The 18,246-nt window shown below is 63.2% G+C and carries 15 protein-coding genes; 4 read left to right on the top strand and 11 right to left on the bottom strand.

Annotated features, from left to right (window positions below):
* Positions 1 to 8: 8 nt before the first annotated feature.
* Entirely contained in the window at positions 9 to 1,250 is a 1,242-nt protein-coding gene (dctA, locus tag E4P32_RS11075) for a C4-dicarboxylate transporter DctA (RefSeq protein WP_116434152.1), read from the top strand.
* A gap of 94 nt (positions 1,251 to 1,344) precedes the next feature.
* Here dctA and E4P32_RS11080 read toward each other — a convergent pair whose 3' ends face one another.
* The 5 genes from E4P32_RS11080 to E4P32_RS11100 all read right to left on the bottom strand — a co-directional run bounded on the left by E4P32_RS11080 (position 1,345) and on the right by E4P32_RS11100 (position 12,084).
* Positions 1,345 to 2,862 carry an argininosuccinate lyase gene (locus E4P32_RS11080; protein ID WP_167735776.1) on the bottom strand — a complete coding sequence of 506 codons (1,518 nt, stop codon included), beginning with the start codon at positions 2,860 to 2,862 and terminating at the stop codon, positions 1,345 to 1,347.
* Positions 2,852 to 6,628, bottom strand: coding sequence for a filamentous hemagglutinin N-terminal domain-containing protein (locus tag E4P32_RS11085; protein ID WP_116434150.1), 3,777 nt, complete (start codon positions 6,626 to 6,628; stop codon positions 2,852 to 2,854). Before E4P32_RS11085 ends, E4P32_RS11080 begins: the two co-directional genes overlap by 11 nt.
* Positions 6,629 to 6,636: 8 nt before the next feature.
* Positions 6,637 to 9,696, bottom strand: a complete 3,060-nt coding sequence (locus tag E4P32_RS11090; protein ID WP_116434149.1) for a ShlB/FhaC/HecB family hemolysin secretion/activation protein — start codon at positions 9,694 to 9,696, stop codon at positions 6,637 to 6,639.
* Positions 9,697 to 9,819: 123 nt separating this feature from the next.
* A complete protein-coding gene (locus E4P32_RS11095) occupies positions 9,820 to 10,866 on the bottom strand; it encodes an alpha/beta fold hydrolase (protein WP_116434148.1) in 1,047 nt (348 codons plus the stop codon).
* 279 nt (positions 10,867 to 11,145) lie between these two features.
* On the bottom strand, positions 11,146 to 12,084 hold the full coding sequence (locus tag E4P32_RS11100) for an AraC family transcriptional regulator (RefSeq protein WP_116434147.1): 939 nt from the start codon (positions 12,082 to 12,084) through the stop codon (positions 11,146 to 11,148).
* A 185-nt stretch (positions 12,085 to 12,269) separates the two neighbouring features.
* On the opposite strand from E4P32_RS11100, the gene E4P32_RS11105 reads away from it, so the two are divergent.
* Positions 12,270 to 12,806, top strand: coding sequence for a carboxymuconolactone decarboxylase family protein (locus E4P32_RS11105; protein WP_116434146.1), 537 nt, complete (start codon positions 12,270 to 12,272; stop codon positions 12,804 to 12,806).
* 79 nt (positions 12,807 to 12,885) lie between these two features.
* On the opposite strand, the gene E4P32_RS11110 is transcribed toward E4P32_RS11105, so the two are convergent.
* The 5 genes from E4P32_RS11110 to E4P32_RS11130 form a co-directional block, all read right to left on the bottom strand.
* On the bottom strand, positions 12,886 to 13,380 hold the full coding sequence (locus E4P32_RS11110) for a hypothetical protein (protein WP_116434145.1): 495 nt from the start codon (positions 13,378 to 13,380) through the stop codon (positions 12,886 to 12,888).
* A gap of 136 nt (positions 13,381 to 13,516) precedes the next feature.
* Positions 13,517 to 13,957, bottom strand: a complete 441-nt coding sequence (locus E4P32_RS11115) for a DUF2325 domain-containing protein (RefSeq protein WP_116434144.1) — start codon at positions 13,955 to 13,957, stop codon at positions 13,517 to 13,519.
* A gap of 78 nt (positions 13,958 to 14,035) precedes the next feature.
* A complete protein-coding gene (locus E4P32_RS11120) occupies positions 14,036 to 14,734 on the bottom strand; it encodes a YafY family protein (protein ID WP_116434143.1) in 699 nt (232 codons plus the stop codon).
* Between the two features lie 110 nt (positions 14,735 to 14,844).
* The gene (locus E4P32_RS11125) at positions 14,845 to 15,216 is read right to left on the bottom strand and encodes a VOC family protein (RefSeq protein WP_116434142.1); all 372 of its coding nucleotides are present in this window, start codon (positions 15,214 to 15,216) and stop codon (positions 14,845 to 14,847) included.
* A 120-nt stretch (positions 15,217 to 15,336) separates the two neighbouring features.
* Positions 15,337 to 16,341 carry a bile acid:sodium symporter family protein gene (locus E4P32_RS11130; protein ID WP_116434141.1) on the bottom strand — a complete coding sequence of 335 codons (1,005 nt, stop codon included), beginning with the start codon at positions 16,339 to 16,341 and terminating at the stop codon, positions 15,337 to 15,339.
* A 139-nt stretch (positions 16,342 to 16,480) separates the two neighbouring features.
* Between E4P32_RS11130 and E4P32_RS11135 the strand changes: the two genes are divergently transcribed.
* Both E4P32_RS11135 and E4P32_RS11140 read left to right on the top strand, forming a co-directional pair.
* Entirely contained in the window at positions 16,481 to 17,332 is an 852-nt protein-coding gene (locus E4P32_RS11135) for a LysR family transcriptional regulator (RefSeq protein ID WP_116434140.1), read from the top strand.
* 45 nt (positions 17,333 to 17,377) lie between these two features.
* Complete coding sequence (locus tag E4P32_RS11140; protein ID WP_116434139.1) at positions 17,378 to 17,821, top strand: PaaI family thioesterase; 444 nt, start codon at positions 17,378 to 17,380, stop codon at positions 17,819 to 17,821.
* 15 nt (positions 17,822 to 17,836) lie between these two features.
* Here the strand turns inward: E4P32_RS11140 and E4P32_RS11145 are convergent, their stop codons facing one another.
* Positions 17,837 to 18,244, bottom strand: coding sequence for a hypothetical protein (locus tag E4P32_RS11145; protein WP_116434138.1), 408 nt, complete (start codon positions 18,242 to 18,244; stop codon positions 17,837 to 17,839).
* Positions 18,245 to 18,246 lie beyond the last annotated feature (2 nt).

Below are 18,246 nucleotides of genomic sequence, written 5' to 3' on the forward strand. Positions count from 1 at the left end.
GGCAACCAATGAAGCAACCCCTCTACAAAAACGCCTTCCTGCAAATGGTCGTCGCCATCGCCATCGGCATCGCGCTCGGCCACGCCGATCCGCAGCTGGCGGTGCAGATGAAGCCGCTCAGCGATGGCTTCGTGCGCCTGATTGGCATGCTGATCGGCGTGGTGATGTTTGCGCTGGTGGTGTCGGGCATCGCCGGCATGCAGGACAAGATGCATGCCGCCAAGGTCGGCGGCAAGGCCATCGTCTATTTTGAAATCATGACCTTCGTCTCGCTCGGTTTCGGCATGCTCGCCGCCGACCTGCTGCAACCTGGCGTCGGCTCCCATCTCGACCTGTCGCATGTCGCCGACGGCGCGCACTACGCGGCGAAACTGTCGACTTCGGGCGTGGCGGACTTCCTGCTCAACATCATTCCCAACAGCTTCTTCGAAGCGTTCACGCGCAACAGCAGCCTGCAGATCCTGTTGCTGGCAGTGCTGTTCGGCGTTGCGCTGTCGCGCATGGGCGAGCGCGGCCGCAGCCTGCTCAATTTCATCGAAGCCAATCTGCGCATCCTGTTCGGGATGATCAACATCATCCTCAAGGTCGCGCCGCTGGCCGCGTTCGGCGCCATGGCCTATACCATCGGACGCTACGGCGTGGGGTCGGTGCTGCCGCTGCTGCATTTCGTCGGCGCGATCTATCTCGCCAGCATTGCCTTCATCTGCCTGGTGATGGGACTGATCGCGCGCGTGGCGGGCGTCAACATCTTCCGCCTGATCGCTTTCATCAAGGAAGAACTGCTGCTGGTGTTTTTCACCACCTCATCCATGGCGGCGCTGCCCGGACTGACCGAAAAGATGGAACGCCTCGGCTGCTCGCGCGCGGTGGTGCGGCTGGTGCTGCCGACCGGCTATACCTTCAACCTCAACGGCACCAACATCTATCTCACCATGGCGGCGCTGTTCCTGGCGCAGGCCGGCGGCATCGAGGTGAGCCTGTGGCAGCAACTGTCGCTGCTGGCGATCTGCATGCTGACGTCCAAGGGCGCCACCAGCGTGACCGGCTCCGGCTTCATCGCGCTGGCGGCGACCCTGAGCACGCTGCAGATCGTGCCGGTGGGCGGCATCGTCCTGCTGCTCGGCGTGGAACGGCTGATGAAATGCCGCTCGCTGAGCAATGTCATCGGCAATTGTCTGGCCTGCGTGGTGATCTGCGCGTGGGACAAGGCGCTCGATCGTGAACGCCTGACGCAGGCCTTGCGCGCATAAAAAAGTCCCGGACTGGCCGGGACTGAAAACCTACTTCTGCTACTACTCCACTTCTTTCTCTCGAAAGTCTTTCCTGTTCTGCTCGCTGGCTGATTTATTTACCCAGCTTGTAGAACGTCTGATCCAGTCTGGCCGATGCCGCCGCCAGCTTTTTACGCTGCTGATCGAGCCAGGCGACATCCTTGGCCAGCTTGTTCTTTTCCACGCCGAGCATGCGCTCGACTTCGGCGCGTTGCGGGCCGCCCAGACCCTTGCTCGAATCCAGCATGTTCTGCGCCGTCAGCGACTTCTTGTACTGTTCCTGCGTCAGCGGGAATTGGTTACGCTCAAAGTCGAATTTCTTGACCGCTTCGGTATAGATCTGCTGCACCACGTCGAACGGGATATCGGCCGGTTTCATCTTGTTGGTGCGGCCGTAGGTCACCAGGTCGGAGGCGAAATGGTGGCCGACGCGGAACGGCACGTCGGAGTCGCGTTGCAGGATGTCGGCCAGCTCGGTGGTGGTCGAATAGTCGGCATCGACTTCCTGCAACGCGCGCGCCTTGTCGATGACCAGGTTGTCGAGCAGGTCGGCCAGCTTGACGAAGGCGTTGGAGGTCAGCTCCAGTGTCTTCTCCACCTGGTCGCGCTTGTAGTCGGGCATGCCGGGGGAGACGTTGTGCGCTTCCAGCTGGAAGGTCATGGCGCCGCCGACGATGTCGCTGGCCTGCAGACGCAGCACGTTCAGGCCGTAGGGGTTGCGTTTCTGCGGCATGATGCTGCTGGTGCCGGTGAGGCGGCCTTCCTGAATCATGATCCACGGATAGGGCTGGTGATATTGGGTGTGGAAGTCCTGCATCAGGATGCCGATGGTCAGCGCGGCATTGCTGCACAGGCTCACCAGCTCCATGCCCTGGTCGAGCGCGCCGAGTTGCGCGGCGTCGTAGGAATTTTCAATCGGACCATCGAAGCCGAGCAGTTCCGCCAGACGCTTGCGGTCGACCGGGAAGCTTGAGGTGCCCAGCGCGCCGGCGCCGAGCGGGCTCAGGTTCAGGCGTGCATAGGATTCCTGCAGACGGGCGCTGTCGCGGCCGAATGCCGAGGAGAACGCCAGCAGATAGTGGGCGAACGTGGTCGGCTGCGCCTGCACGCCGTTGGTGTAGGCCGGCACGATGGTGTCGAGGTTCTTCTCGGCCAGCTCCAGCACTTCCGCCTTCGACTTGTTCATCGCTTCCATCAGATCCAGCGTGCGCTCGCGCTGCATCAGGCGGCGGTTGGTCGACAGGATGTCCTGGCGGCTGCGGCCGGAGTGCATGCGCGAACCGTCGGGGCCGGCGATGGCCAGGATCAGCGGTTCGTATTGCAGGTAATCGGACGGACGCTTGGCGCCGGGCAGGTCGCCGTTCTTGATGACCTGGTCCACTGCCGAGACGATCTTCTTGCCGAGCTCGGGCGGCACGATCTTGTTCTCGATCACCATCACCGTGGAGGCCTTGTTCATCTCGCCGAGGAAGTAGAAGTAATCGTGGTACGGCGACTTCTTGCCGGCCGGTGCGGCATAGGCGGCATTGGCCAACGTCATGGCCGCCAACGCCAGTGTGGCGATGCGAAGGGAGAGAGGTTTATTGAGCATTGTCGTTACCTTGAGTGCTGGAGTTGGATGAGGATGAATTGCCGGTCGGTTCGCCGGCCTGACCGGCTGTGGCGACGTCGATGGTCAGGCGGCGCGCGCTTTCGTTGAACGGCGAGAACACGTTGCTGTTGCCGCTCGGTCGGTTCCAGGCGTTGGCGGTCTGGTCGGTCTGCAGTGCTGCAGTGGTCGGCGCCGTGGCGACATTGGTCAGCAGGTTGCTGATGCCGCGGCCGAAGTTGTAGATCACCACGCCATTGCCGCTGGCGGCAAAGGTGGTGGCGTCACCGCTTTGCACGATCGGCGCCCCGTTGGGTGCATTGACGTTGACCAGCAAGACGCCGTCGACCACCTTCAGGGAATTGGTACCGCCGGTAAAGCGTATTCCGGCAGCGCCATTGCTGCTGACGTTGAGCGTCATGCCGGCGCTGCCGCCGGTGCTGATGGTGTTGAAGCCGTTGGTGCTGCTGCCGACGAAGGCGATGCCGTCGCCGCTGCCTTTGGCGGTGCCGTTCAATACAATCGCGCCGCTGTTCGACGAGATATTCACGCCGGCTGCCGCGCCCGAACTCGGACTGCGGATCGTCATGCCGGCGCTGCCCGACGCGCTGCCGCTGGTGCCGTCCAGCGTCAGCTTGCCGGTATTGGTCGAGATGATTGTGCTGCTGGCATTGGTCGACGGATAGATAGTGATGCCGCCGGCGTTGGTCGACGTGCCGGTCACCGTGACCGAGCCGCTGCCGGTGGCGCGCAGCGCGTTGGTGCCGGTGAGGATGCTCACGCCGTCGCCGTAGACGCTGGAACCGGTCACACTCAGGGCGCCGTTTTCCACGCTCACCAGCGCGTTGCCGCTGCTGTAGAAGCTGACGCCGTCGCCCTGGTCGGCGGCATTGCCGATCAGCGTGACGTTGCCGGATCCGGTGGTCTGGATCTTGTTGGTCACGCCGAGGATTGCGATGCCGTGATCCAGCTCGGGCACGTTGGGCGAATGGAAGTTGCCGTTGAGCGTGATGTTGCCGCCCTGCGACGAGATGTTGTTGACCGAGGCGGTGCCGTTGCCGCCCAGCGCGATCGCATCCGAGGTACCGACTGAGTCGCCGCGCAGCGTGATGTCGCCGTTGACCGTGGTGACGTTGACGCCGATGGCGCTGCCGCTTGAATTGAAGAAGATGCCGTAGCCGCCGAAGCTGTTGGTGCTGTTGCCGTTGATGGCGATGTTGCCACTGGTGGCGCCGACGTTGACGATGGCGTTCAGCGCGGACGGCGCGATGTCGACGCCGCGGCCCGAGGCGCTGGTGCCGTTGAGGCTGATGTTGCCGGTGGTGGTCTTGATGTTGACGGCCGCATACTGACCACCGACGTCGATCGACAAGGCCTTGAACGAGCCGCTCGAATTGTTGATCACGGTGTTGTTGCCGGTCAGCGTGACGTTGCCGGCGGTGCTGGTGACGTTGACCTGCGAACCGGCCGCCGAGCTGGTGCCATTGCCGGACGCGATCAGCGCCAGCGCCGGCGTGGTGCCGCCCGAGGTATTGCCGGTGATGTTGATGTCGCCGGTGGTCGCTATGCTGATCACCGAGCTGGCGCCGGTGGAGTTGAGCACCGTGCCGTAGCTGCCGGTGCTGCTGCCGTTGACGTTGATGGCGCCGCCCGCAGTGGCGTTGAGCGTGACCGAACCGGTGCCGCTGGCGGCCAGGTAGACGCCACGGCTTGCGCCTGCGAAGCCGCCGCTGTTGGCCTTGACCGTCAGGTTGCCGCTGCCGACGGTGAGCGTCTGCGACGACGTCGCCGCAGTCGAGCAGACCAGCACGCCGAAGCCCGAGCTGGCGTTGCCGCTGACGGTCAGGTTGCCGGAACCAGTGGCGGCGATGGTGTTGTTGGTGCTGAAGATACGCGTGCCGTTGCCGCTGCCCAGCGTGGTGCCGTCCACCACGATCGAGCCGCTGCCGTTGGTGACGATGCGGCTGCCGCCGGTTACCACGAACGCATCGGTGGCAACGGAGACGTTGGCCTGGTTGGCGACCATGTTGATGTTGCCGCCGCCGGCGTCGATGGTCGATCCGGAAACGTTGATCGTGTTGCTGCTGGTCGTGAGGTTGCCGCCGTTGGTGGAGATGGTGCTGCCGGACAGTGCGATCGAACCGTTGCCGGTATTGCCGAAGTTGGCGATCAGGGAAACGTTGAGCGACTTGCCGGTGGCATTGCTGATCACATGATTGGTCATGTTGATGCTGCGATGCGCCTGTAAGGTCAGCGACGAATTGCCGACCGCCTTGACGTCGTCGAGCACGTTGATGTCGCCGCCGTTGGTCGGGCTGCCGGCAGCGGTGAGGACAACCACGTTGGCGCCTTCCGACAAGGAGGCGTTGAGCGTCGCCGAACTCAGCGTGGAGTTGGCCGCGCCGCTCGAAGTGAAGGGCGAGGACGACGTCATGTTGACGCTGGCGGCGCTGGTGATGTTGAGATTGTACGGATCGATGAGCCAGTCGCCGCCCTGTCCGGACGCCGCGCCGACGTGGACCAGGCCGCTGGCTTGAAGATCGTGGCCCGAGGTTTCCACCTTGCCGCCGCGTCCTGTCGCGCCTCCTGCCTGCGCACTGATGTCGCCATAGAAGCGCGTGCTGCCGGTCGACCACAACACCACCGTGCCGCCTTTGCCGCTGTTGACGGCGTCAGCCTTGATGGTGGCGTCGCCGCCCATGAAGACGGCGTCGGACTGATGCTCCGTGCCGCTGCCTTGATAATTGCCGCCGACCAGCACGGTGCCGCCGCCGGCGTCGCCGGATGCGTCGATGCGGGTGCCGTCGTACAGGCCTACGTATTGGCCGAGGACTTTGGCGCTGCCGCCGGTCTCGCCGCTGTTAAGGCCCGACACATTCAGCGTACCGCTGTTGGCGACTACGCCGGAATCCCCACCGTCGAGCAGGATGCTGCCGTTGCGGTTCTGCAGGCTGCGCGCTTCGATCACGCCGTTGTTGTTGACCACATTGGACAGCATCGCATCGGTAGCGCGTGCGGTCATGATCACCGCGCCGCCGTCGGCCTGCAGCAAGCCGCTGTTGAGCACGTTGGCGTTGAGCGTGGCGTTGTTGACTTCGACGTTGATGAGGCCGTCGCCGTTGAAGTCGAGCGTCATTTTTTCGCCGGCCGCCAGCACCACGCTGCCGAGCCGCGCGATGATGTTGCCTTCGTTGCGCACCTGCGCGCCGAGCAAGGCGACGTAGCCGCCGTCGGCTGCAGTGATGTTGCCTTGATTGATGACTGACCCGGTCGCGCCTTCCAGATCGAAGATGTTCTTGCCGGCCATGAAGTTGGCGTCGGAAATATTCAGCGTCGACGCCACCAGGCCGCCGACGTTGACCGATGAGCCGGCGCCGAACAGGATGCCGGACGGGTTGATCAGGTAGACCTGGCCGTTGGCGTTGAGCTTGCCGAGGATCTGCGAGGCGTCGCCCGAGGCCACGCGATTGAGCGCCACCGAGGAGGGGGTCGGCTGCGAGAAGGTGACGGTTGCGCCGCTGCCGATATTGAACGTTTTCCAGTCAATGGCCATGCGATCGGTGATTTGCGTGATCGTCATGTTGTTGCCGCTCTGGCTGATGCTGCCGTCGCCGGCGCCGATCTTGCCATTGGTCGGCAGCGCGCCGGCATCGAGTGCGTGCGCCGGCAACACCGTCAGACCGCACCAGGCGGTGAGCACGGCGACGCAGGCCGGCTTCAGCGCCGGGTGGATCTTCTTATTGCGATTGCGTAGGGAAACGTTGGTCATCGCGCACCTCAGAACGTGTAGTTGAAGCCCACGCCGAGGGCGCGGATGGTGGTGCCCACGCCGGCCGACAGGCCGGTGGCGCCGAGCACGCCGGAGACGGCGTAGTTGTAGTTCGCCAGCGCTTCATTGCGCAGGATCACGTACTGGCCGAAGAAGCGCGTCTGCTTGCTGTACTTGTACGAGAAGCCGACCGCTTGAGAGGTCGCACCCATGCCGTCGGTCGAGCATTTGACGTTGTTTCCTGAAATCATGCTGCAGTCGCCGGCCAGCGCCTTGGCTGCACTGGCGCGCAATTCCAGCGCGCCGATCTGATGCGAGATGCCGACCATGTAGGCGCGGCGGCGATAGTTGGACGTGTCGGTCGAGGTGGTGCTGGTGTTGACCACACCGGATTCCGAATACGACAGGTCGTCGGCGATCAGCGAGATCTTGGTCTTGCCGAAATCGTAGGCGACGCCGTAGCGGAAACTGAAGTCGCTCGACGAGGTGCCGGCAGTCACGTGCGTGCTGCTGCCGACGCCGCGTGCGTCGCGGCCGAGGCTGGCGATGCCGAAGTAATTGATGTGTTGTTCCGCTGCGACCACCGCCGAGAAGCCGCCGTTCTCATACGCCAGGCTGCCGCCGTAGAGGTAGCCGGTGGCGACGTCCGAGGCTGCCTTCATGCTGTTGTTGGAGTACGCCAGCTTGAGCTGGAAGCCGTACAGTTTCGGCGACCAGTAGCCGATCAGGCCGTCCTGGCGACGGTTGAAGGCGGCGTCGTCGTTGTTGGAATTGATGGCGTCGCCGGCCGGACCGGAGTTCTTGGTGATGCTGGTGACGAAGCCGGGCGAACCGATGATGTTGTAATGCGCCGCGCTGGTGAGGCCCTGGAACGGATCGAAGGAGGTGGTGCTCTCCTTCATCGGCGTATCCCAGCGGCCGTACATCAGCGTACCTGCCGAGGGGTGGTTGAAAGCGACACCGGTGTTGCGCAGGTCTTGCGAGTGGGTCCAGTCCGGAACGGCTTCTGCGCTGCGATTGGTGTAGTTCAGCGACAGGCCCATTTCGAGCTGCCACAGGAACTTCCATTGGTCGTACAGCTGGATGCCGCTGTGTGCGCCGATGTAGGAGACGTTGTCGCGCACACGCCAGAAACCCGGCATGTTGCGGCCGTTGGGCGTGGCCAGTTTGCTCTGGTCGGCGGCCGCTGCCGGGGTGGCGCCGTCACGATTCACGTATTCCGGCACCAGGCCGAGCGAGCCGTAGATGACGAAGGCGGTTTCCGGTTCTTCGAAATCCTCGCCCTTGCCGGTGGTGTCGGAACCGAACGCCGAGAAGGCCTGCGGGGAACCTGAAACCGACACCCACAGGCGGCGCGCATTGCGTTGCTCGGTGGTCGGATTGACGCCGGGCGAATACGCCGCTGCCGCGTTGAAGACCAGGTCCTTGTTGTAGATGTTGACGCCGACGCCATAGCCGGAACGCGACTGATGGTTTTCGCTGGCGTCCCAGGGGTTCTTGTTGACGGTGACGCGGCCGGCATCGGCGAACAGGGCGGCTTCGACCACCGAGTTGCCATACACGCCGATCAGCTTGCGCAACTCGATGCGGCCCAATATACCTTCGTCGCCCGCAGCTTCACCGACCGGATAGGCGCGTACACCGTTGGGACCGCCCAGGCTCATTTTTTCGGAAGCGTCGAGGTTCTTGTTGGCGAACTGCGCATTGACCGCGGCCAGCAGCGAATAGCCGCCGCCCAGTTGTTGCAGGCGGCTGAACGAAACATTGCTCTTGCTGTAGTTGCCGGCCGCTTTGGACGTGATGGCGTCGAGCGCGGCGTCGTTGGCGGTTTCCTTGTCGAGCTGGCCGCGCCCGTAGCGCAGGCTCCATTGGTTGTTGCCTTGCGCGCCGAGCAGGTTGTCGCGCCAGTCGCCGTACAGCGTGGCGCTCCAGAAGCGTGCCGACTTGTTGACCATGGTGGCCGAGGTGATGTCCTGGAAGTGACGGAACTCGGCCGCCAGCGACAGGTTGATGTTGGCCTTGCGGCTGCGGTACAGGGCATCGTTGATGAAGAAGCTGGAGACTTTGGCTGAGCCGCTGGCCTGCGCATCCTTGAGGTTCTTGCCGACGTTGTATTGCAGTTCGGCCACGCTGGCGCCGACCGATACGCCGCTGGCGCCGATCGGCATGGCGAAACTGAGGCCGGCAATGCGCAGGCCTTCAAAGGAGTTCTGGGTATTGATGCCGAAGCTTTCGCCCAGGCCCAATGCATCGTTGAGATTGATGTTGGCCGAGAGGCGATTGGCGCCGGTGTAATAGTTGCCGTAGTTGTCGATGGAGACGCGCGAGGTGATCGCGGTCATCTCGCTGACGCGGATCACGATGTCGGTCGCGCCGGCTTGCGACGATGGACGCAGCACTGCGCGCACCGAGACGCCGGCCAGATCGGACAGGCGCAGCAGGGTGCCTTCCAGTTCGCTCTCGCGGATCACCGTGCCGGGCTGGAGCTCGTCGAGGTAGCGCTGCAGCACCGCCTGGTTCAGGCGCACGTTGTTGTCGGTGTCGGCGCTGACCTGGCCGATCACGCCTTCACGCACCGCGATGGCGATCTTGCCGTCGCGGATTTCCTGCGCCGGCAGATAGGCGCGCGCGACGATGTAGCCGCGTTCGCGATACAGGTTGGTGACCTTGGAGGCGGCGCGGCGCAGGCCGTTGAAATCCAGCTCCTGGCCGATGAATTCCTGCAGCTCGGCTTGCAGGCGAGTGTCGTCGATCACGGTGTTGCCGCTGAGCGTGAAGCCGCTCACCTTGATGCTGACGGCCTGCTGTTCCGGTGTCGGCGCAGGCGTGGAGGCGTCGTCGGCGTCCTGGGTTTCCTTTTCAATCTGCACGCGGCCACGCGGCTGTTCCTGCGTTTGCAGGCGTTCGCGGTCGGTCGGCGTGAGTTGCTGGCGATTGGCGTCGAAGATGCTGCCGGAGCTTGGTGGTGCCGTCTGTGCGATGGCTGCCAGCGGCGCGGCGGCCAGCATGGTCATGACCTGTAGCGCCAGCATTTGCCGGCGTTGCGCGGCAAAACGTGGTTTGTTCATTTTCCCTGTCTCCTGATTTTTATCTTTGTGGCGGTTTGTCGAACCGGCTTTATTGTTGTTGTGCCGTGTTCACCGCTTCATGTCTGTTGCTGATTTTTTGGTTGCTGCGTTTTTCCTGATGCCTTACTTGGTCGGGAAGATTTTTTCCACGGCGATATCCGAGTTGAACAGTCCCGCCGCCTCATGACCGACGCCCGGTACTTCGAAGTCGGGGTGGTGCACCGGCGTCTTCCACTTCTGCGCCAGGAATTGTTCGTAGCGCAGGTAGTTGTCGTGCCGCTCGACACGCGTGGCGCCTTGCAGGCGAGCGCCGCAGGCCTTGTCGAGGAAGCGGTGGTTGGGGTTGTTGTCCTTGCTGCCGACCATGTAGGTGACGTCACGGGCGGCGTAGCGTTTGAACAGTTGCTCGCCGCTGATCTTGCCGTCGGCGCCGAGGCCGTAAGGGATCATTTCGCCGAGACCGTAACGGTAGTTGTCGTAACCGGGGCAGAGGATGCCGCCGGCCGGCGCGAAGCCGTTGTCGCCGGGACGGTTGTTGTCGAAGTAGAGATAGGAAGAGGGACTGGAAATCACGTAGCGCACCTTGATGCCGGCCTGTTTCAGTTTCTCATCGCTGTTGTTGAGCACGGCGTAGCGTTGCATCAGCTGGCCGCCGGCGGAGTGACCGATGAAGACGATTTCTTTCAGCGCCGGAAAGCGTCCCGAGCTCAGGAAGGCGGCGATGTCGTCGAAGACACGGAACGAGCTGATACCGGTCTTGCCGTGCGTCGAATCTTGTCCCTGCATCCAGTTGTCGCCGCGCCACAGGGCCATCTTGTTGTCGGACAGGGCATCGCCCTCGGTCAGGAAGTTGGGCGTGAGCAGCAGCGTCTGCGCCGGATCGAGCCTGGCCTTGCGCAGGAATGCGAGGCCGGTTTCAAAGTAATGGTCGCCGTCACGTTTGACGCCGTGTTCGAGGATGACGGCGCGTGTGATGGAACTGTTGTCCTGGGCTAGCGAATTGTTGGCGTAGATCGCGAAAGCGTATTGCTGTGCGCCGGCGCCGAGCGTGACGACTTGCGGCGGACCGGCTTCCTCTGTGGATTTTTTTGCATGCGCCGCAGGCGACAGCGCCGACGACATGGCGGCTGCCAGCAATGCGGTATTCCAGATTTTTGCGGCAACGGCCATGATCGACTTTCCTTGCATCTGTGCGGATGAGAACGGCAGGGAGGGAGAGTGACGAGTGGCTGGCTGCGGCAGGAGCGGGAGGCTTGAGGGCGCACGCCTTGTGGCCGGACGTTGCGCGGTTGCGGTCTCCTGCTCATGCCGCCGTTGATCGGCGCTTTATCCATCCCTGAGCATGCTTGTTCTTCTTGTGGCCCGATTATAGGAGTGGTATTTGGCTATGTAAAATATCTTGATTTATATATCTCGATACTAAATAAGTATGGAGGTGGCAATCTGGATTTATTCCGGACGCGCCTGTCGCCTGTGCTGGCCGGGGCCGATGCCGAAATGGCGTTTGAAGATGCGGTTGAACGAGGCTTCGGATTGGTAGCCGACCGCTTCGGCGACGACGGCCACGGTCTGCTGGCGATCGGCCAGCAATTGCGCCGCCTGCGCCATGCGGGTGCGTGTGAGGATTTCACCCGGGGTAGCGCCGGCCGCCGCGCGGAACAGCCGTGCGAAGGTGGTGCGCGACAGATGGCAGGCGTCAGCCAGTTGGTCCAGCGACCAGGACCGGCCCGGTTCGGCCAGCATGCAGTGCAGCGCACGTTGCAGGCGCGGCGAGGCCAGCAGCGTGAACAGCCCCGGCGTTGCTGCCGCGTCCTGTTGCTCCAGCCAGGCGCGCATCAGCAGCGCAAACAGCGCCGAGGACAATTGCGTGACCACCGCATGCGCGCCGGGGCGAGCGGTGTCTGTCTCGACCTGCAGCATTCGCATGAGCGCTTGCAACCCGGCGAAATCGGCGCGTCCGGCGGTGCGCACCAGCAGTGTTTCCGGCAACGAAGGCAGCAGCGCAGCCGAAGCGGCGGGATCGAAATGGAACTGGCCGCACAGGATGTCGGTGGCCGCGCCGGCGCCGCCGTTTTCCACGCGTATCAGCATGTCATCGCTACCGGTGGCGACCTGCGACGGGACCACCTTGCCGCGCCCGGCATGCAACGTGTGCGCACTGCCATGCGGAAACACCACGATGTCGCCGGCCTGCAACACCACGCCGCGTTCGCCGTTGGCTTCCATGAGCGCGTCGCCTGACACGATCATGTGATAGCGCACCGTGCCGGGCGCCGACGTCGGTTCCGGCAGCTGCCACGGCGCGCCGAAATGGCAGCGGATGTCGAGCGTAGTGCGCACAGGGTAGAGCTGGAGCAGGCGGCTCAGGGTATCGGTGGCGTCGTTCATGGCGAAAAGACCCGGAAAATGTGATTGGTACGATTGGTCAATTTATTGGCGTATTTTGCCATTAAAAAATCCATTTCGGCTCTCTATACTTCATTCCATACCGCGCTCGATTGCAACGGCAACTGAAACGGCAACGGCGGCGGTTGTGAACACACTCTCATTTAATCTTACTGAAAGGAAGCATCATGCCCCGTCTCCATACCCAGGACATCTCCACCGCCACCGGTCCGGCTGCACAACTGTTCACCGCCATCAAGGGCGCGGTCGGCAAGGTGCCGAATGCCTACGCCGACGTCGGCGCCAACAGCCCGGTCGCGCTGGAAGCCGCGCTCAACCTGGACGCCGCGCTGCGCAAGAGCTCGCTCAAGGGCAAGCAGGTCGAAGCCATCAAGCTGGCGGTCAGTGAAGCGGCCGAGTGCGACTACTGTCTCGCTGCGCACTCGCTGATGGCCAAGAAGCTCGGCTTCTCTGCCGAAGCCGTGATCGGCCTGCGCCGCGCTGAAGCATCCGGCGACGCGCAACTGGATGCGCTGACCGTATTTGTCCGTGAACTGGTGACCACCCGCGGCACCGTGCCGGCGGCGTCGGTCGCAGCGGTCAAGGCGGCCGGCTACAGCGACGCGCAGATCGTCGACACCTTGCTGGCGGTGACCTCGATCACCTTTACCAATCTGTTCAACCGCGTCAATGACACGGTGGTGGATTTCCCGGCAGCAGATTGATCGGATGAATCAGTACTGCAGAAAAGAAAACGGCCTCGCATGAAAGCGAGGCCGTTTTTGCATTCTACTTGCGGAAGAGTTATTGCTTGCCCGGCACCAGGTATTTGGATTTGGCGCAGTAGATCTTGGCCTTGGTGTCGGCATAGGCGATCACGCTGCCGGCCTGCGACTGGCGCAGCGAATACTTGGTGGCGTCATCCAGTGTGAAGCGGATGCCGACGCTCTTGCTGATGGCGTCGCCCAGCGCCTGCGGCGTGCCATTGATGTTGGCGCCGATGAAGTCGGCCGGGCTGCTGCTGTCGTTGACCAGGATATCGGTGACTTCCATGCCCCATAGATTGCTGCCGGCGGCCTTGAACCAGTAGGCGCCGCCTTCGTTCTTGTACGGCTTGCCGAAAGCTTCGAAGAGGTAGTCGTAGAAATATTTGCTGTTGAGCTGGTTGAGGCACAGCAGCGCGTTGCCGACTTCAATGCCGAAGGTCGCGGCGGGCGCGGCGTTGGCGACGCCGTTCATGCCTGCAAGGCCCGGCGCCAGCAGCGCGCAGGCAAGCGCGATGCGATGGATGATTTTCAAACAGACTCCCTGGTGCGCGTGGCGTCGATAGTGATGCTCCGACGCCATCGAATGATCGAAACGGTAATGATGCGTTGCGCAGATTGTAGGGGGCTTTTGGGTTTTTTGCTAACCGCCCGGCAGGCGGCGGGCAGGATCAGGCGTGGCGGCCCGACTTGAGCACCGTCTCGCCGCGTTGCGAAGACGACAACTTGCCGCTCAGGCTGCCGAGCCCGTCGATGAAGGAGGCAATGCCGGTGCCCTTGACCATGACGCAGGGCTTGCCCATTTTCTTGCACAGCTGTTTGACCAGATGATAGGCGTTGTGGCTGATGTTGCCCGATGCGCACAGCACCATGTCGGCGCCGTTCAGCATCGGTTGCAGGCGATGCAGGCTGTCTTCGCGGCCGCCGTCGTGGTGAATGAATTTCCCTTGGCGTTCCTCGATGGCGTGGCGGTAATGATTGCGCGCGCCGGTCAGTCCGCCGACGCACAAGACACAGCGGTCGGCCAGGCTGAAGCCGGTTGCGGCTGCAATAGCAGAAGAAGCAGAAGCGGGAGTAGAAGCAGAGTTGTTCTTGTTCGTCGCGCGGTGCATGGAGACCTCGGCCTGGTTGTCGTGACTTGCAGACTAAACCGAAGCCGCGCCGATGCGAACGAAGAAATCAGCATCTGGTTATGCGGAATCCTGATACTGCGATTTACGCACGGCGCGCACGAAGTCGGCCAGGCGCTTGCCGCTCTCATCCGGATAGGTGTGCGCCGGCGTCATCGCACGCACGCGATCAAGCCGGAACGAGCGGAAGTCGCTGCGCGTTTCGCACCACGCGGCGATCGACCAGCCGCCGCCCCAGAAGTACAGCGCCAGCGGCCATATGATGCGTTGCGTGGCCTGCCCGCGCGCGTCGACGTAATCGAGTTGCAGCGTGCAGCGTTTGCCGATGGCCTGGCGGATTTCTTCCAGCCGTTCGCCATGCGCCTGGTCGATGTGGAAGCTGGGCGCGAACAAGGCGGTGTTTTCGACGAAGTCGCGTTTGTCCTTGGGCAGCGCCAGCACGATCTTGGCCAGCGAGGCTGCCGCCGATGCGGCCAGTTGCGGACCGCCCCAGGCCTGCACCATGCGCATACCGATCACCAGCGCGTCGATTTCGTCAGGCGAAAACATGAGCGGAGGGAGATCGAAACCGGTCTTGTTGATGCGATAGCCGACGCCCGCCTCGCCCTGCACCGGCACGCCCGACAGCGACAGGTCGCGGATGTCGCGATACACGGTGCGCTCCGACACCGACAGCCATTCGGCCAGCTGGCGCGCCGTGGTGAGGCGGCGTCCGCGCAGGTACTGGGTGATCTGGAACAGGCGGTCGGCTCGGCGCATGGATTGTGGCAACGGTGGAAATGGCTGCCATTCTGGCATGAGACACGGGCGCCGCCCACCACGATCTTTGGAGAGTGGCGGGCATCTGCTTCTTTCGCTTGTTGATTCTTTTATTGCATCGCGTGCAGGGCGACGCGATTACCTTCGGTGTCGATGAAGTGGGCAATGTAGCCGAGCTGCTTCGGCAGTTCCAGCTTGTCGAGCACGATCTTGCCGCCGGCCGGCGCGACGCGGTCGATCGCTTGCTGGATTGACGCGCCGGCGTCGAGGTAGACCAGCACGCCGTCGGTGCTGGCCTTGAAGGCCTGGGTTTCGGTCAGGCAGCCGCAGCTTTCCTTGGCGGCGTTGTAGAAGATCGCCATCGGCGCCGAGTCGAAATCGGTTTCGACGTGCAGCTTGGCATTGAACACGGCTTCGTAGAATTTGGTCGCACGCGAGAGGTTGGTGACGGGGATTTCGAACCAGTTGATTTGCGTTGTCATGATGTCTTCCTTTTTCTTGGTTGAGAGATATGCCGGAGGGCATGGAAGACATCATGACGACCCCCTACTGACACCATCCTGTCAGTAGGCTTTGGGGCGGGCTTTGGAGGCGGTAAGCAATCAGGCGGTTTGCGCTTTGCCTTCGGCGGCGGCCTGCAACAAATCATCGGCATCCTGACGTTCCGCATAGCGCCGCGCCAGTATCGCGCACAGCATCAGCTGCATCTGGTGGAACACCATGATCGGCAGCAGCACGATGCCTACGCCGCTGCTGCTGAACAGCACCGACGCCATCGGGATGCCCGAGGCCAGCGATTTTTTCGAGCCGCAGAACACCAGCACGATTTCATCGGCGCGCGCAAAGCCCAGGGCGCGGCTGCCGAACGTGGTCAGCGTCAGCACGCCGCCCAGCAGGATGGCGTTGACCAGTACCAGCAGCGCCAGTTGTTGCGGCGGGAACAGATGCCATACGCCCTGCGCCACCGCCACGCTGAACGCGGCGTAGACAGCCAGCAGGATGCCGCCGCGATCGACCACTGCCAGCAGGCTTTTCTTGCGCAGCACCCAGTCGCCGATCCACGGACGCAACACATTGCCCAGTACGAACGGCAGCAGCAGTTGCAGCAGGATGCCGCCGACTTGTTGCAGGCCGCCGCCGTCCTGGTGGCGATGCAGCAGCAGCGTCACCAGGATGGGCGTGAAGACGATGCCCAGCAGGTTCGAGGCGGTGGCGCCGCAGATCGCCGCCGGCACGTTGCCGCGCGCAATCGAGGTGAAGGCGATCGAGGATTGCACGGTCGACGACAGCGTGCAGACAAACAGTACGCCCAGCCACAGTTCCGGCGTCAGCAAGCCGGGGAACAAGGCCTGCAGCGCCAGCCCGAGCAGCGGAAACAGTACGAAGGTGCAGGCCAGCGTCAGCAGGTGCAGGCGCGGCTGCTTGAAGCCGGACAGCGCCGCTTCGCGCGACAACCGCGCGCCGTGCAGGAAGAACAGCAGCGCGATGGCGGTGTTGCTGGCCAGGTGCATGACCTGCTCGAAGCGGCCGGTAGCGGGCAGTAGTGTGGCGAGCAGGACAGTGCTGAGCAGCATCCAGGTGAAGGTATCGGGCAGGTAGCGTTTCATGATGGCAAATAGGAAAGAAAGACCGAAGCAGCCTTTGCCATATGATAGGAAAAAGCTCTATCATCGGGAACCCCTTTAATCGTGCGAACTGTGATCGGATATTCCGATAAGCAGGTATGCAGCTTCGTCAGGAGCACCCATGTTCAATCCCGTCTGGCTCAAGACCTTCACCACCGTGGCCGCTTCCAGCAGCTTCAGCGAGGCCGGGCGCCGGCTCGGTTTGACGCAGTCGAGCGTCAGCGACCACATTCGCCGCCTCGAGGAAGGCAGTGGCCGGCGACTATTCGTGCGCGACACGCATTCGCTGGCGCTGACTGCAGACGGCGAAAGCCTGCTGGTGCATGCGCGCCTGATCCTCGAAGCGCACGCCCGCGCCGAGGCCCAGTTCACCGCGCCGAGGCTGCGCGGGCGCGTCCGCTTTGGCGCCCCGGATGATCTGGCGATGGGCCCCTTGCCGGACATGCTGGCGGCGTTCCGCAACAAGCATCCCGAGGTCGAGCTGGAAATCACCATGGGTCTCACCGGCGAGCTGTACCAGCGGCTCGACAACGGCGACCTCGACCTGATCGTCGGCAAGCGCCGTCCCGGCGAACAGCGCGGGCAGGCCATGTTCCGCGTGCCGCTGGTGTGGCTGGCGCGGCCGGAAACCGTGGTCGACCTGGCGCAACCGCTGCCGCTGATCCTGCTGCCCGAACCGAGTGTGACGCGCGCGGCGATCCTGGCCACCTTGGGCGCGGCAGGCCGTCACTGGCGCATCGTCTGCACCAGCGGCAGCCACGCCGGTTGCATGGCGGCGGCGCGCGGCGGCCTCGGGCTGACCGTGCTGCCGCAGCACCTGGCGTCACGCGAACTGAGCCTGCCGGTCAACCACGCCAGCCTGCCGGTGTTTCCCGATGTCGAGTACGTGGCGCTGACAGCAAAACGCCTGAGCCGGCCGGCCGATACGCTGTACCAGATATTGATGGCGAGCGAACTGCATGCGCCGAAGTGAAAAAATGCGTTAGCATCGACGAACAAAAAAATACAGGAGACAACAATGACAGGAACGCTTACGCAAGTAGTGGATGCGGACATGGTCCGCCGCGTCGAAGAGAGTTTTTCACGGCAGGGCGCGCTGCGCACCATCGGCGCACGGCTGCACAACGTGACGCCGGGACTGGTCGAGATCCGTCTCGATTTTCGTCCCGAGCTGGGCCAGCAGAACGGCTTCCTGCATGCCGGCATGAGCACCACGATTGCCGACACTGCGGGCGGCTATGCCGCGATGAGCCTGTTCGATGCCGGTGAAGAAGTGCTGACCACGGAACTCAAACTGAATTTGCTGGCGCCGGCGCAAGGGGAGTATTTCATCGGCCGCGGCCGGGTGGTCAAGAGCGGCAGGACACTGACCATCTGCCAGATCGAAGTGGGCGCGGTGCGCGGTGGAAAAGAAACGCTGTGCGCCTACGGCATTATCACCGCGATGCGCATGAAAGCCTGAAGGAAAACTGAAAGCCTAAATGGTGTCGACCACCGCGTCGACCACCAGCTGCGGCCGGTTCAGCGCGCGGATGCGGCGGTCGACGAAATAACCGCCCGCTTCGGTGTAGCGCAGATAGCAGCGGCCGCAGATCTTGCAAGCCGCGACATTGCAGCGGTTGTAGGGAAAGTGGCGCGGCGCCACCGGCGCGTCGGCCGATTCGTAGCGGGTGCCGTCGGGATGGTATTCGGTGAAGCCGGGTTCGTCGTAGGGATCGAGCAGCAGCGTGCCGACGTCTTGCAGCAGCGTTTCGGGGAAGGACAGCGGCGTGCTGGTCCACGCTGCGAGCGTCGCTTCGTTGCAGGCGCAGGCGACCGTCACGGCCGCGCTGCGTTCGGCCAGGGCGCGCAAGCCGGCGCCGTCCAGCACGGGTAAATCAGCCATCG

This window comes from Herbaspirillum sp. 3R11 (assembly GCF_004563925.1).
Taxonomy (GTDB): domain Bacteria; phylum Pseudomonadota; class Gammaproteobacteria; order Burkholderiales; family Burkholderiaceae_D; genus Herbaspirillum.